This window comes from Salipiger sp. PrR003, from assembly GCF_010500785.1.
GTDB lineage: Bacteria > Pseudomonadota > Alphaproteobacteria > Rhodobacterales > Rhodobacteraceae > Salipiger > Salipiger pacificus_A.
Genome location: NZ_JAAGOV010000040.1, coordinates 1 through 12,959, shown reverse-complemented (window position 1 = coordinate 12,959; position 12,959 = coordinate 1). Strand labels below are relative to the sequence as shown.

At 60.0% G+C, this 12,959-nt stretch carries 16 protein-coding genes and 1 pseudogene; 9 read left to right on the top strand and 8 right to left on the bottom strand.

Annotated features, from left to right (window positions below):
* Window positions 1-40: 40 nt before the first annotated feature.
* The 4 genes from G0D83_RS13145 to G0D83_RS13130 all read right to left on the bottom strand — a co-directional run bounded on the left by G0D83_RS13145 (window position 41) and on the right by G0D83_RS13130 (window position 3,595).
* Window positions 41-1,399, bottom strand: coding sequence for a D-alanyl-D-alanine carboxypeptidase family protein (locus G0D83_RS13145; RefSeq protein ID WP_164194667.1), 1,359 nt, complete (start codon window positions 1,397-1,399; stop codon window positions 41-43).
* Window positions 1,400-1,727: 328 nt separating this feature from the next.
* On the bottom strand, window positions 1,728-2,108 hold the full coding sequence (locus G0D83_RS13140) for a hypothetical protein (protein ID WP_203595602.1): 381 nt from the start codon (window positions 2,106-2,108) through the stop codon (window positions 1,728-1,730).
* Between the two features lie 171 nt (window positions 2,109-2,279).
* On the bottom strand, window positions 2,280-2,588 hold the full coding sequence (locus G0D83_RS13135) for a hypothetical protein (protein WP_164194664.1): 309 nt from the start codon (window positions 2,586-2,588) through the stop codon (window positions 2,280-2,282).
* A complete protein-coding gene (locus tag G0D83_RS13130) occupies window positions 2,588-3,595 on the bottom strand; it encodes a hypothetical protein (protein ID WP_164194661.1) in 1,008 nt (335 codons plus the stop codon). The genes G0D83_RS13135 and G0D83_RS13130 overlap by 1 nt, the downstream gene beginning before the upstream one ends.
* A 149-nt stretch (window positions 3,596-3,744) precedes the next feature.
* Here G0D83_RS13130 and G0D83_RS13125 point away from each other — a divergent pair, with 149 nt between their 5' ends.
* Together G0D83_RS13125 and G0D83_RS13120 are read left to right on the top strand one after the other, a co-directional pair.
* On the top strand, window positions 3,745-4,146 hold the full coding sequence (locus G0D83_RS13125; RefSeq protein WP_164194657.1) for a DUF6750 family protein: 402 nt from the start codon (window positions 3,745-3,747) through the stop codon (window positions 4,144-4,146).
* Window positions 4,147-4,290: 144 nt separating this feature from the next.
* Window positions 4,291-5,988, top strand: coding sequence for a hypothetical protein (locus tag G0D83_RS13120; RefSeq protein ID WP_164194654.1), 1,698 nt, complete (start codon window positions 4,291-4,293; stop codon window positions 5,986-5,988).
* 3 nt (window positions 5,989-5,991) lie between these two features.
* On the opposite strand, the gene G0D83_RS13115 is transcribed toward G0D83_RS13120, so the two are convergent.
* Window positions 5,992-6,216, bottom strand: a complete 225-nt coding sequence (locus tag G0D83_RS13115; protein ID WP_164194651.1) for a hypothetical protein — start codon at window positions 6,214-6,216, stop codon at window positions 5,992-5,994.
* 252 nt (window positions 6,217-6,468) lie between these two features.
* Between G0D83_RS13115 and G0D83_RS13110 the strand changes: the two genes are divergently transcribed.
* From G0D83_RS13110 to G0D83_RS13100, 3 genes are all read left to right on the top strand, one after another.
* A complete protein-coding gene (locus G0D83_RS13110; RefSeq protein WP_164194647.1) occupies window positions 6,469-7,137 on the top strand; it encodes a hypothetical protein in 669 nt (222 codons plus the stop codon).
* Window positions 7,138-7,340: 203 nt separating this feature from the next.
* A complete protein-coding gene (trpS, locus tag G0D83_RS13105) occupies window positions 7,341-8,342 on the top strand; it encodes a tryptophan--tRNA ligase (protein WP_164194644.1) in 1,002 nt (333 codons plus the stop codon).
* A 39-nt stretch (window positions 8,343-8,381) separates the two neighbouring features.
* Window positions 8,382-8,687 carry a DUF3093 family protein gene (locus G0D83_RS13100; RefSeq protein WP_164194640.1) on the top strand — a complete coding sequence of 102 codons (306 nt, stop codon included), beginning with the start codon at window positions 8,382-8,384 and terminating at the stop codon, window positions 8,685-8,687.
* Window positions 8,688-8,971: 284 nt separating this feature from the next.
* Here the strand turns inward: G0D83_RS13100 and G0D83_RS13095 are convergent.
* Together G0D83_RS13095 and G0D83_RS13090 are read right to left on the bottom strand one after the other, a co-directional pair.
* A pseudogene (locus G0D83_RS13095) lies at window positions 8,972-9,103 on the bottom strand (multicopper oxidase domain-containing protein); the annotation flags it as partial.
* A 53-nt stretch (window positions 9,104-9,156) separates the two neighbouring features.
* Complete coding sequence (locus G0D83_RS13090) at window positions 9,157-9,501, bottom strand: helix-turn-helix transcriptional regulator (RefSeq protein WP_054522777.1); 345 nt, start codon at window positions 9,499-9,501, stop codon at window positions 9,157-9,159.
* Window positions 9,502-9,557: 56 nt separating this feature from the next.
* Between G0D83_RS13090 and G0D83_RS13085 the strand changes: the two genes are divergently transcribed.
* Genes G0D83_RS13085 through G0D83_RS32200 form a run of 4 tightly spaced genes read left to right on the top strand, consistent with a single transcriptional unit; the run spans window position 9,558 to window position 12,156 of the window.
* Complete coding sequence (locus tag G0D83_RS13085; RefSeq protein WP_036708216.1) at window positions 9,558-10,412, top strand: cation transporter; 855 nt, start codon at window positions 9,558-9,560, stop codon at window positions 10,410-10,412.
* Entirely contained in the window at window positions 10,409-10,909 is a 501-nt protein-coding gene (lspA, locus tag G0D83_RS13080; RefSeq protein WP_009807499.1) for a signal peptidase II, read from the top strand. The genes G0D83_RS13085 and lspA overlap by 4 nt, the downstream gene beginning before the upstream one ends.
* Window positions 10,910-10,912: 3 nt before the next feature.
* A complete protein-coding gene (locus G0D83_RS32205) occupies window positions 10,913-11,404 on the top strand; it encodes a hypothetical protein (protein WP_235958077.1) in 492 nt (163 codons plus the stop codon).
* A complete protein-coding gene (locus G0D83_RS32200) occupies window positions 11,401-12,156 on the top strand; it encodes a cytochrome P450 (protein WP_235958075.1) in 756 nt (251 codons plus the stop codon). Before G0D83_RS32205 ends, G0D83_RS32200 begins: the two co-directional genes overlap by 4 nt.
* On the opposite strand, the gene G0D83_RS13070 is transcribed toward G0D83_RS32200, so the two are convergent.
* Window positions 12,140-12,799, bottom strand: coding sequence for a cation diffusion facilitator family transporter (locus G0D83_RS13070; RefSeq protein WP_082379096.1), 660 nt, complete (start codon window positions 12,797-12,799; stop codon window positions 12,140-12,142). The two genes, G0D83_RS32200 and G0D83_RS13070, sit on opposite strands and share 17 nt — an antisense overlap.
* Window positions 12,800-12,959 lie beyond the last annotated feature (160 nt).

The window sequence follows — 12,959 nt, the reverse complement described above, 5'->3', positions numbered from 1 at the left end:
TGCAAGGAAGGTTTCCGATGGTTCGCCTTGAGGTGTCACCTCACTCACTGCTGGAGGTCATCATGGCGCTGTAGATGGAGGGGCTGCCGACCCTGATGTTGCCTGACCCGTCGATCTCGGCGCCGGCCATATAGCAGTCCTGCTGCTGGAGGCAGTCGGCAACGCGGTTGCGGCCTGCATGTACCGTCAGGCTATTGTTAGCGGGCGCTTCATTGACCCCGGAGGAGAAGAGGTCCCAATTTTCAGAGTGCCCTTTTGTGGAGAGCGTCGGGGTCTTTTGAAGGCGGGCGCTTGCAAGAGAGGTCGCGCTCGAGGGGCGTTGCGGGATGTCGTCGGTGGCGGGGACCTCGTTGCCCTGCAGGCTGGCAATATCGTTGATCATTCGCTGGAGAACTGCGGGATCCTTGGCGAAGAAGTTCTCGGGAAGCTGTGCAAACAGCATCGGCTTCTCGGGAGGAGTGATGTCGTTTCCTCGCGGCTCCAGTTGGCGGGCCTGTGGCCTCATATCAGTTGTCCAACCCACCCGGATCGGTTCCACCCAGACTTTGCGATCGAGCTCGGCCATGGTGCGCACGCCGCTGGTGGCCTGCGGAAAGGTCCTGGTCATCAGACTGGCCATCTTGTCGTTGCGCTGGCTCGAGGTGGAGGCCCCGACTACCACCGCGATGATGTGACGGCCGGACTTCTCGAGGTTGGTCACGAGATTGAAGCCTGATGCATTGGTGTAGCCGGTCTTGATGCCATCCACTCCCTGCCACATGCCGAGAAAGGGATTGTGCCCTCCGATCCAGTGACCGCGGTAGTTGAAGCCGCTCTTGCCGAAGATCTTGTACTCCTCGGGGAAGCGGTCCTGCAGGGCAAGTCCAAGCCGGTACATGTCATAGGCCGTGGTGACCTGACGCTCATCGTGGAGGCCAGATGCATTGACGAAGGTGGTATCCCGCATACCGAGCTGGTGGGCAGCCTGCGTCATCGTCTCTCCGAAGGCTTCCTCCGATCCTGAAAAATTCTCGGCGACGACGGTGGCTACGTCATTGGCAGACTTGATCGCCATTGCATGGATGGCGTCCCGAACGCTGATCGTGGAGCCAGCTTTCACATAGAGCTTGGAAGCCGGCTTGGCCGCGGCATTTGCCGAGACCTTCAACGGGGTGTCCATCGTCCAGCGACCTCTCTCAATGGCGTCCAGGGCCATGTAGATGGTCATCATCTTTGTCAGGGACGCAGGGTGTCTTGGTTGCCGGGCATCATGCTGTGCCAGGATCGCGCCCGTCTTGGCGTCGACCGAAATCCAAGCCAAGCTCTTGGGCGCAGCGGCCGAGGATGTCGCCGACAAGGCAACTACGGCTGCTGTAACTCCAGAAATCAGAATCCGTCGTGTGACATGGCGCAGAGGCATCGGTTTCTTCCTTTCGGGGTGAAACCTAGCCGTACGAAGCTTCGAAGGGGTAAACGCCGGCGGAAGGCCTGAAGAACGCCGCAAGGGTGAGCGCGGCGTCTTGAAGCAAGGAGTATCGAGTGAAATCGGCAGGTCTCTCGTCGGGCCCTCCTCTCCCGCTGAGCTCAACCTGACTGATCTTGCCGCGCTCATGGTCAGCTTAGCACACTCAGCCGCCTGTGGCACTTTCGGTCGCGCTCGTGAGGCGCATGCACGAAAATCCGCCGATGCCCATACGAAAAAGCCCAGCGCTGGGCGCCGGGCTCTATGTTCGACAGTGGGGTGGCGATCAGCGGGCGACAAAGCCCATCGAGCCGACCTCGGTGATCGGTTTGCCGTCCATGGCCAGTTTCAGGCCGCTGACGCAGCGCGCGATCGTCCAGATGGCCCAGCCGAGCAGCACGAACCAGCCGATCAGGAAGAAGGCCAGGATGGCGCCGATGAACGTGATGAGCAGGCCCCACATGAAGGTGCGAATGGCGAAGGACATGTGCGTGTCGAGTTCGGGGCTATCGCCCTTGGCGATGAACGCATAGATCACGCCGCCCAGCGCGGTGATCGGGAAGAAGAAGCCGACGAAATAGAGGGCATAGATGATCTTGGCGGCGGTGAAGTTCGCGGTGCCGGTCTCGACGGGTGCGGGCGCGGTGGCTTCGGGGTTGGTCGACATGAGGTACTCACTCTGTTTTGTTCAATACCACTTTATCCTTTTTGAATGGCTTATCAAGGATAAAATTCCTGCCAGCGGCTGTGCGATTGGAGGGATCGCCTCCTATTCATCATGAGGTGCGGGCCATGACAACATTGAGCCCCCCCCAAAATTTTAAAAATTTCTCGGGAACTACCGCCTTTCGTACAGGGGCTCAGTGACCGGCTTCGACGTGATCTCGTAGAGGTTGGCGCCGGGCAGGGCGTGGAAGACCTCTACGAGTACTGTGCGGATTGCCAGACTCTCTGAAATCGCTTCCATCTCAACCTCGATCCTGAAGCGGTCCTTCATGGAGATGGTTACGAACGAGGAGCTGCCCACGGCTTCAAAGATACGATCGAGGATGTCGAACCGAGCGGCGTCTCTTCGGCTTTCCTCTGGGCATTCGAGAACGGAAGGCACCTGCACGAGCAGGGACAGGTCGAACGTCTTGAGCGGCATCAAAATACGATCCTCACATTGGTTTCGGTGGCAGGGCAGACATCGTCTGGAGCCAAGCCCTGTTTCCACAGGTCCTTGCCGATGGTGATCTCTTCGGCGTTCAGCTTGTCGGCGCTCGACAGAAGGCTCACGCAGGTGTCGTGATCTGCCGGTATTGAAAAGCGCAGGAGACCGTTCACCCCAGACACTTCGACACCCTCGATACTCTCTGAAATCTTCAGCCCTGCATCACTGATCTCATAGCCTTCAGTTTTCAGGATTTCCGAGGCCGACATCAGCAAGTTCCCATCGGGCTGCCCGTCCGGGTTCTCAGCCGCCAGCAGATCCTTGAGGCTCAAGATGGTCGAGATTTCAGAGTCCAGGTTCACCAGATCAGCGGGGCTCGTAGTCCCGTCATCCTTATCCGGCATCTCGGGTACCGTGCCGTAGCGGGCGACATCCACCTGTTCGATGCTCACCACACGGCCGTCACTGTCGGTCTCGAGCCAGTCTGGGAGCATCGTCGCGACCACGGCGCCGGTGGCAGAGAGGGCATCAGACACGCATCCGACATCCGGGGAGCTCGAGCAGCTCTCGGAGAGCCTCTTCTGCAGGAGGTCCGCGTAGTCAGCCGTGAAGGCAGCGGAGACGACATAGGTTTCGGTGGCGAGTGGCTTCTCATTTTGGGACCGGCAGTTTTCAGAGTCGCAGTGGTCTCGCTCGAGCGCCTCGAGGGACACGAAGGAAAGCCCAGCGCGGCGAGCCAACCGGTGGCGGAGGGAGCAGGTATTGACGATGCGGTGGATGTCACGACGCGCCAGCGCTGTATGCCTTTCAATGGCCGAATTCAGCAAGCCATAGACGATGTCGGCATCTCCCACGCAGCGCTCCATCACGGCCTGGGTCACCGTGAAGACGTAGGCGCCTTTGGGTGCCGGCTCCGCAAAGGCAGCAGTTGTGGACATGGCGAGGCCGGTGGCGAGGAGAGCTGGGAGATTTGTTCTTGCAATCATGGCGCGTCCGTACACTTGGGTCGTGTAAGGATTACCCTCGAAATCCTAACGAGGATGAAAAAGCGCGAAAACGTCTATTCATTAAAGCCATTTAAGTAAGCGCATCAAATTTTGGGGGCATAGCTCGCTGGCAGGACGCCAGATTTGATACAGGAGATTGAGCAATGAAGAGCATGATTTCGAAGATCAAGGATGCCCCGCTGGCGCTGATGACTGGCGCAATGGCTTCTTTCTACGCAGGGCAGGCGGCGGCGCAGGAAGGGTCCCCCGAGGGTTCGGTTGGGGCTATGTTCGATGGATTCTCCACACAGGCGAGGAGCGTCGGTGAAGCCGCACTTGCAATCAGTTTCGCGGGCGGGCTCTTCTTCGTGGGCATGGGGCTCGCACGTCTCAAGGCGGCTTCGGACACTCAAGGTCAGCAGGTCAAGTACAGTGAAGGCCTCTGGCGGGTTGGCTTGGGAGCGTGCATGGTCGCCATCCCGGGGGTCATCAAGATCATGCAAACGTCGGCCGGCATTGATGGTGGGGAGGCAATGCAATTCTCACCTGGCTTCAGCGGCGGCTGAACTCAGCGGGATACGCACAGCATAATCCAAGAGGTCGCCTTCGGGCGGCCTTTCTTTTTGCGTGGCGTCGAACCCTTCCTCTCAGGAAATCCCTGTTTAACCGAGATCAGGCACCCTGTTGATGAATAGATCGACAGGTTTCACATGCCCGCATTGAACGTCGCCGGATCTGGCAAGGTGGTCTCAGAAGACCTCTTTGGCGGCAATATCCTCGCCCATAGGGACACGCTCGATGAGGCCGTCAACTACGATGAGCTGGTCGAAGACCTTGGCGTCCACACCCTGAGATACCCCGGTGGATCGGTTACGGAGACCTACTTCGACTTCGCAAACCCTGATTTGGACCTGGTGGCCGATCGCGACAGCGGCGAGGAACGCGACTTCATCCCGATTTCAGAGTTCATGGAGTTCGCGGAAGAGGAGGGGCTCAACGCGGTCCTGGTTCTCAACACCCGCGATCAGCTCTCGGACGAGATGGATGAAAACGGTGACCGCTTCGCCGCGATCGACGAGGTCGGACTGCGGCAGTTCGTAAACGATGCGGTCTCCGGGACGTGGGGTGACGTCAACATTTCAGGGTTTGAGATCGGCAACGAGTACTGGGGCTCCGGACGAATGTCCGCGGCGGAGTACGGCCGGGTGGCAAGTGAGATGGCCAAGATCATAGATGACGAACTCAAACTCATGGAGGCAGATCATCCAGAGGCGGCTGAGAGTGACGTCATCGTGCAGATGGGAACGAACTTCAACTACTCGAGCCTGGGAGACGAGTTCTCTGACCTCACGCCAGAGGAGACACTCGAGCTTCTCAATGAGCGCTACGACCTGGACTTAGACCGGCTCCCCAACTGGACGGAGGTCAACAACGAGATCATCATGTCCTATTTCGACACCGCGGAGGAGTTCGAAGCGCTGGATGCCATCAATGCCCATGTCTACTCGAAGGGCGAGGAGGTGGCTTGGCAGCGCAGCTTCATGCTGGACACGATCGAGAACACCTGGATGCAGGACGACCGGTTCTCGGAAAAGGAAATCCACGTCAGCGAATGGAACCAGTCCGGGGTCAGCAGCAACTTCGACGATGACGACTACGGCCTGAAAAACGGCCACGAGCTGCTCAACATCCTGGAGGAGTTCGCTGACCACGAGGTGGATGCTGCCCAGGTCTGGCCTCTGCTGCAATGGACTAAGAACACCATGAGCCAGGGGTTCGACTACGAGGGACTTACCCCGACCGGGACCATGTTCTCCATGATGGCCGAGAACCTGCCCGGCAAGAGCGTCCTCGACCTCAAGGGGGGCGGAAGCATGGCAGACAACGCGTCGTTCCCGGATCTCGATGTGCACGGCTTCTACGGCGAGGGTGAAGCGGTCTTCTACTTCGCTTCCAACAGCTCCAACGCAATCAGCCAGGAGGTAGACGTCTCGGGTCTTTTTCAGGATGTCGGAGGACTGGAAGCTCAGGTGCTCGGCGTAGCTGAGGGTGAGAACCCCGGGGATCAGTCGTCGATAGCCGTTCTGCGCACGCTCGATCCCGGGGAGGTCTTTGGCGACGGTTTCATCTCGGCCGAACTGGACCTCTACGAGATCATGCAGGTGAAGATCACCGACTTCACGCCGACCGAGGCCATGCAGGCCGCGATGGACGCGATCGACAGTGGAGAGCAAGACGGAAGCGACGTCCCGGATCTACCGGTAACAGACCCGGATCCGGAGGACGACGATGAAGATGAACCTGATGAGGAAGAGCAGGATGAGGAGGGGTTCCTCGCCGGGCTCGATGGGATCGCTTGGGTAGCGGCGTTGTTGCCTCTGCTCGGCCTCGCCATGCTAGGTGGTTAGGGCTCAGGCAGCCTGCGTATCGGAGTGATTTGGCGGGCTCATTGAGGACACCATAACGCTCAGTCGCATGATTTCGTAGAAGTCGCGGCGTTCCAGTATTTCCTGCGGCGAGCGGTCGCCCAGCGCCGTCTGCGGGGCATTCAGATATGCTCTCTCAAGTTCAGTTGCTCCAAGCTTGAGGCGTACCAACTTCCGCAAAGACCGAACCGTATCAAAACTCACAGACATCAAATCACCTCCCTTTTTGCAGGCACGTCCTTCGTACCTGCGGACCGCTACTTTAGAATCACACGCGACCATGTCACGCCGCGGCGCAGCGCCGCCATGTGGAGATAAGCGGGCCTCTGCCGTCGGACATTGATCGAGGTCAAGCGGCCTGGTCTGTCAGCGCTCACAGTCTCCCATAGGCGGATTTTGTTTGGTAGTCCGGGGGTTCAGAGGCTACCCTTCAGCCATTGATTTTTAGACTTTGAGTTGTCAATGCGTTCGATTTTGAAGTTCCTGAGGAACACCACCGCCCTGCTCGTGCTGTGCGGGGCACTCCTGGCGGCCACTGCGGGCCTGGCGATGAAAACGCTCCAGCTTGGCCTGGAGGTCGGCCAGCTGTCAGCGCAAGTCGCCGGAGCTGCGGCAGCGCAAGCCAAGGCCGTCTCGGCAGCAGTGGCCAGAACGAAAGCCAAGGCAGCCGCCGATCAGAAGCTCGCGGTTTCAAGAGCGGTCTCAGAAACCAGAGCCAAGGAGGCTGTGAAGCGCAAGAAGGCGGTGATGAGCGCAGTGACGAGGACAAAAGCTAGAGCCCGTCTGCGGCGCCTCGTGACTGCGGTTCCGATCGCCGGAGTCGCCGCGGCCGCAATCTTCGAACGCAGGGATTTCGCAGCTTGGAAAGAAGAAAACCCAGGACGAGATGGCGGCGACTACGGTTGCGAGATCGCTGGCGTGAGTGCACAGGTGCTGGACGAGGTGTTGCAGGAGCTACCTGAGGCCATGCGGCCGCCGTCTGACGTGGTACTCGCATCTCTGGCAAAAGTGCTTGGTTCTTTTGAGACTGGGGAGACGTGCGCGGCATCCTATTCAGAAGAAGTCGCTCTTTATGAGGACGGCGAGAACCAAGATGCTGAGACCGAAGGTACGCCCGCGGCTTATCCGTGAGTTGGGTGTTGATTTCGTGCATAAATAAGAATAGATACCCACTCATGAAACGCATGATGACCCCTTCGAACTTCTGGTGGCTGGCTTCCTGATACAGGCGGCCAGATAATTCATGCATCCAAAACTGGGCCGCCGCATTGGCGGCTTTCGTGTTTTCAGAGTCTTTCCGTGCGGTGTCCCTCCAAGCCAAGAAAGGGCACCAAATGACCAAGAAAACCATTCTCACCGGCGACCGGACGACCGGACCATTGCATCTCGGGCACTATGCGGGATCCCTCAGGAACCGTCTGAGCTTTCAGGAGACCCACAATCAGTTCCTGCTGCTTGCGGACATGCAGGCTTTGACAGACAACGCCCACGACATTCGCAAGGTGCGCCGCAGCGTTCTGCAGGTGGCCATCGACTATCTCGCTGTCGGCATCGACCCCGAGAAGACCTCCATCTGCCTGCAGTCACACCTCCCGGCGCTGGGCGAGCTGTCGATGCTCTATCTGAATTTCGTGAGCCTTGCCCGCCTCGAGCGTAACCCGACGATCAAGGATGAGATCCGCTCGAGAGGGTTCGGCCGGAGTATCCCCGCAGGCTTTGCCTGCTACCCGGCTGCCCAAGCTGCCGACATCACCGCCTTCAAAGCAGAGGTCGTTCCTGTTGGTGAAGACCAGGCTCCGATCCTGGAGCAGACGAACGAGCTCGCCCGCAAGATTAATGCCGCGGCCGGACGCGAGGTGCTGCCAGTTGCCAAAGCTATCATCCCTTCAGCGGGCCGGATGCCTGGTATCGACGGTCGTGCCAAGATGTCGAAGTCAGGTGGCAACTCCATTCCTCTGTCGGCTTCACGCCGGGAGCTGAAGGCTGCGGTGAATGCGATGTACACAGACGAAAACCATCTACAAGTCTCGGACCCGGGCAAGGTGGAGGGCAACGTCGTTTTTACCTTCCTGGATGCCTTTGATCCGGACAAGGCGACCATCGATGACTTGAAGGCCCACTACCGCCGTGGCGGGCTGGGGGACGGGATGTTGAAGAAGCGGCTCTTGGGCATCCTTGAGGACCTCCTTGGACCGGTCAGAGAACGCCGAGCTGAGCTGGAGAAGGATCCTGATTTTGTTCGGGATGTCATTCGGGAGGGCACGGCGCGCGCCCGGGAAGTCACTCAACGCACGCGGGACGAGGTCTTCGAAGCAATCGGGATGTTTGCCTTGTGACGTTTGCGGTCCCGTCCTTGCCGCGTTACAGGGGCGGGCATGATGGATGATTTTCAGACTTGGCTCGCACAGCACCGCCAGCGCCGGAGACACGCAGCCCGAGCGGTCGCTTGGTGTTGGATCGGGATTGCCCTCTTGGTGCTCAGCATCTTGTTTGCATTTGGCTTCGTGCACCTGCTCTCACCCGTGATGCGGGCAGTCATCGCTTTAATCGCGAGCGGGTTGGGTACGCTGATGATGGTGACGCTCAGCAAAGCGACGATCCGCATCCGCAGTCTAGACGACCTCGAGGCCTCGCGGCGGAAGCTTGAAACAACGATTGTGGACTTCCATCGGAGGCACTAGCGTTCGCCACCTGACAGAAGATACCCGATTGAAGTTGAGTGTCGGACAAGGGTCCCGCATCCTATAGCGAAGCGGTCAGATGACTGCTTCGAGCCCTTTTTGACGAATGCTGCCGAGCGACTGGACGGCCGCTTCGGCGGACCCGCAGCTTAGCGAGGTGTTCTCCGTTCGGGTCTAGACATACTCCGTAATGCGTTTCAACAAGGCGACACCGGCACCTGATAGAACGCCGCAAGAAGACGTAAGCTCTTGACGACGCCCGGTGTCGAGCGGGTGGGGTCCTGTTATGTGACCGTAAACTGCCCCATCATGCCCGCATCCTCGTGTTCGAGGATGTGGCAGTGATACATGAATGGTGTCTCTTCCGAAGCCAGCTTGTCGAACCTCAGCAGGATTCCGGTCGGACCCTGCACACGGACAACATCTTTTCAACCGATCTGCGCCGAGTCGACCGGCCGTCCGTTCTGACTCACGCCTCACGATAATTGTCACACGCCTCAACACCCTTTGCGACCACGTCGAGAAGTGCGTCCACATCGTTCAGAAGGACCGTGATGCGCGGGTTGCTGATACGGTAACGGATGAAGCGCCCTTCGCGGTCGCTGGCGACAAGCCCGCAGTCCAGCAGGCACCTCAGATGGTTGGAGACGTTGGGTTGCGATAGTTCGGTTCGCTCGACGAGCTCGTGAACGGCCAATGGCTCGTTGCAAAGTGCACCGAGGATGGCCAGGCGGCTCGGGTCCGCGAAGCCGCGGAACAGCTTCGCCCGTCGCTCGATGGTTGCGCTCTTGCGGTCATCGACCAATTGCGCCATATCACTCCTCGCTGATATGTTGTTCTTCGATTCATCCTAGCAGGAATAGCGCGACCATGGCCAACACCGAAAATGCCGGATCGACGGCAGATGTCCCGCCCGTCCGTTACCGGGTTTCCGGTATGGATTGCGCCAAGGATGCCGCGCAGATCGAGCGGGCGGCACAGGCAGCCGGGGTCGCGCCCGGCGATGTGAAAGTGTCGGCCGCGACGCACATCATGACACTGACTGCACCCGAAGTGCGCCTGCCGGACATCGAAAAGGCAGTCGCGGTGACAGGCTATGGCTTCGACCGGATCGAGGGCGATGAAGACATTCCGCCGAATCCCGCCCATCAGGACCCGGCCTACCGCCGTGCCCTCTGGATCGTCGTGATCCTGAACGTGGGATACGGGGTCCTCGAAATGATCGGCGGTTTCATTTCCGGATCGCAGGCCGTGAAGGCCGATGCGCTCGATTTCATCGGCGACGGCGCGATCACCTTCCTTGGCCTGCTGGCCATCGGCTGGAGCCTCGCCTGGCGGGCACGGTCGGCCTTGATCCAAGGCATCTTCCTCGGCCTGCTCGGCCTTGGCGTCCTCGGCACGACCATCGTGCGAGTCTTCGAACGGACGACGCCGGATGCAGGTCTAATGGGCCTGCTTGGCATGATCGCCCTTGTCGTCAACGTCATCTCCGTTCTGCCGCTGCTGCGGTTCCGCAAGGGCGACGCGAACATGCGGGCCGTCTGGCTATTCTCGCGCAACGACGCCATCGGCAATGCGGCGGTTGTCGTTGCCGCCGGTCTCGTGGCGTGGCTGGGCAGCGCCTGGCCGGACCTCATCGTCGCCTTCGGCATCGCCGGACTGTTCCTGCACTCGTCTTGGGCAATCATCCGCGATGCGCGGGCCGATCTGAAGGCAGCGGCATGAACAGCCGCGTTCTGGGCGGGCTCTGCGCGATCGCGGCGTTCGGCCTCGATCAGGGTACCAAGGCGCTTGCGCTGAACACACCGGCGCTTGAGCGCGGCGTCGAGGTTCTACCCTTTCTCAATCTCGTGCGGGTTCTGAACGATGGAGTCAGCTTCGGTATGCTGGGCGGGATCGTGCCTTGGTGGGGTCTCATCGCGCTTGCTGGCGTGATCGTGGCATGGCTGCTGATCTGGTTGTGGCGCGCGCCGGACAGGCTGACGGCTGCCGCTCTCGGTCTGATCATCGGCGGCGCGCTCGGCAATGTCCTCGACCGGCTGCGTTATCAGGCCGTCCCGGATTTTCTGGATTTCCATTACGGAACATACCACTGGCCGTCCTTCAATCTTGCGGATGTGGCGATTTTCTGCGGTGCGGCCCTGCTGTTCTGGGACAGCTTCCGCTCGGCGCAGAACAAGCCCGAACGTAACCACCGAGAAGAAAACGTTACGGGGAAATAATCGATGTCCAGCATTCCATCCGCAAAGGGCATCGACAGCACGCTTGCCCTGCTGCGCAACCCATATGAGTTCATTCCGGACACATGCCGCGATCTTGAGGGCGACCTGTTCGAGACCCGCATCCTCTTTCAAAAGACGATCTGCATGACTGGTGCCGCAGCTGCGGAGGTCTTCTATTCCGAGGATGGGCTCGTGCGCGCAGGCTCGATGCCGAAGCGTATCCAGAGAACCCTGCTCGGCGAAAAGGGCATCCAGGGGCTCGATGGCGAGGCCCACCGTCATCGGAAGCGGATGTTTATGTCACTCATGGCGTCGGAGCGGATCGAAGCTCTCGAAAACACGACGCGGGACCTGTTGGACCGCTACGCACGGGACTGGCAAGCGGCGGAGAAGGTCGTTCTCTACGACGAAGTGCGCGAAATCCTCACCAGAGCTGCCTGCGCCTGGTCGGGCCGCTTCCCGAAGCGGAGGTCGAGACGCGGACGGCGCAGATGACGGCGCTCTTCCAAGACGCCGGGGCGGTCGGCTGGAAGCACTGGGGTGCGCGTCTGGCGCGGCATCGCGCAGAGCGTTGGACAGCCGGGATTATTGAACGGCTGCGCGACGGAAGCCTTCAGACAGGACAGGAAAGCGCCGCCCATGTCGTCGCGACGTGGCGCGATCTGAATGGGGAGCTGCTGACCTCCAAGGTTGCCGCCGTGGAGCTTCTGAACGTAGTACGCCCGATCGTCGCCGTCTCTGCGTTCATCGCCCAGGCGGCGCATGCCCTGCATCGGCATCCCGAGTGGCGGCAAAAGCTGAAGGACGACGAGGGACAGCTCGAACCTTTCGTGCAAGAGGTCCGCCGTCTGTATCCGTTCTTTCCCGCGGTCGCGGCACGGGTGAAGAGTGATTTCGAGTGGCGCGGATATCGCTTTTCCAAAGGGTACAGGGGTCTGCTCGACCTCTACGGCACAAATACCGACGCTCGCTCGTGGGACGCGCCGCAAGAGTTCCGGCCCGAGCGGTTTCACGATCGGGAGGTCACCCCCTACGACTTCATTCCGCAGGGCGGTGGTGATCACCACAGGAACCACCGTTGTCCGGGCGAGTGGATCGCGATCAGCCAGATGAAGGCGTTTTGCAGTTTCTTCGTGAACGCCATCGACTACGAAGTGCCAGATCAGGATCTGGATCTGGAAACCGAAGAACTGCCGCCCATGCCTAAATCCCGGTTCATCATGCGCAACGTCAGGCGTCGGCAGTAGCGTCGGCCTCCTCCGGCTCGACCGACCGCGCATCCTTGGTGGCCTCAAACGCTTCCCACGCAACGTAGGGCACGATCAGAAGCGCCGCGACCGGGTCGGCCCACCACCAGCCCATCCATTGCGTCAGACCGATCCCGGCCAACACCACGATTGTCTGATACTGGCAGATCATGGTGTCCTTGGCATCGTACTTCAGGGCGGGCGCATCGAGCCGTTTGCCATAGCGATACTTGCCCCAGGCGAGGAACGGGTTGACCACGAGCGAAGCACCCAGAATCGCGATACCCCACCAGTTGAAGCCCGGCGCCTTCTGCGAAATGAAGGCGGAGACCGCCTCGTAGAGGATCGCCGCGACGACGATCCAGAAGGCACAGGCAACCACGTAGAGCGCGACCTTCTTGCGGTGCAGGACCGTGCGCTTGCCGGCACCGTCCTTCTCCCCCTTCAAGCGCCAGATCAGCGTCGCGGCTGAGGTGGCTTCGACCGTGCTGTCGAGACCCCAGCTTACCAGTGCCGCGCTGCCGGTCAGAAGTCCCACGGTGACGGATACGACGACCTCGATGATGTTGTAGACGAGGCTGGCGATCTCGACGCGGATGCCGCGCGTCAGATTGGCCTGCCGGTTATCTTTCTGACTACTCATAAGGGGTCGTTTGCGGGAGAGTGTGGAATCCTACGCTAAGCTGACTGCGGCCGTTCGCGCGGGGTGCGGCGAATGACCGGTTTGAGCCCACTTTGACCGATGCTGCGTAAAGGATGTATCGCTGCTTTCGAGGGCGGTAGAAAACCTGCTTGATCGCAGC

Bases quoted from the DNA above. Each gene is read 5' to 3' on its own strand.
- G0D83_RS13115 (WP_164194651.1), bottom strand. From the start codon at position 6,216: ATGTCTGTGAGTTTTGATACGGTTCGGTCTTTGCGGAAGTTGGTACGC.
- G0D83_RS32200 (WP_235958075.1), top strand. From the start codon at position 11,401: ATGACGGCGCTCTTCCAAGACGCCGGGGCGGTCGGCTGGAAGCACTGG.
- G0D83_RS13145 (WP_164194667.1), bottom strand. From the start codon at position 1,399: ATGCCTCTGCGCCATGTCACACGACGGATTCTGATTTCTGGAGTTACA.
- G0D83_RS13120 (WP_164194654.1), top strand. From the start codon at position 4,291: ATGCCCGCATTGAACGTCGCCGGATCTGGCAAGGTGGTCTCAGAAGAC.
- G0D83_RS13070 (WP_082379096.1), bottom strand. From the start codon at position 12,799: ATGAGTAGTCAGAAAGATAACCGGCAGGCCAATCTGACGCGCGGCATC.
- G0D83_RS13085 (WP_036708216.1), top strand. From the start codon at position 9,558: ATGGCCAACACCGAAAATGCCGGATCGACGGCAGATGTCCCGCCCGTC.
- G0D83_RS13125 (WP_164194657.1), top strand. From the start codon at position 3,745: ATGAAGAGCATGATTTCGAAGATCAAGGATGCCCCGCTGGCGCTGATG.
- G0D83_RS13090 (WP_054522777.1), bottom strand. From the start codon at position 9,501: ATGGCGCAATTGGTCGATGACCGCAAGAGCGCAACCATCGAGCGACGG.
- G0D83_RS13110 (WP_164194647.1), top strand. From the start codon at position 6,469: ATGCGTTCGATTTTGAAGTTCCTGAGGAACACCACCGCCCTGCTCGTG.
- G0D83_RS13135 (WP_164194664.1), bottom strand. From the start codon at position 2,588: ATGCCGCTCAAGACGTTCGACCTGTCCCTGCTCGTGCAGGTGCCTTCC.
- G0D83_RS32205 (WP_235958077.1), top strand. From the start codon at position 10,913: ATGTCCAGCATTCCATCCGCAAAGGGCATCGACAGCACGCTTGCCCTG.
- lspA (WP_009807499.1), top strand. From the start codon at position 10,409: ATGAACAGCCGCGTTCTGGGCGGGCTCTGCGCGATCGCGGCGTTCGGC.
- G0D83_RS13140 (WP_203595602.1), bottom strand. From the start codon at position 2,108: ATGTCGACCAACCCCGAAGCCACCGCGCCCGCACCCGTCGAGACCGGC.
- trpS (WP_164194644.1), top strand. From the start codon at position 7,341: ATGACCAAGAAAACCATTCTCACCGGCGACCGGACGACCGGACCATTG.
- G0D83_RS13100 (WP_164194640.1), top strand. From the start codon at position 8,382: ATGATGGATGATTTTCAGACTTGGCTCGCACAGCACCGCCAGCGCCGG.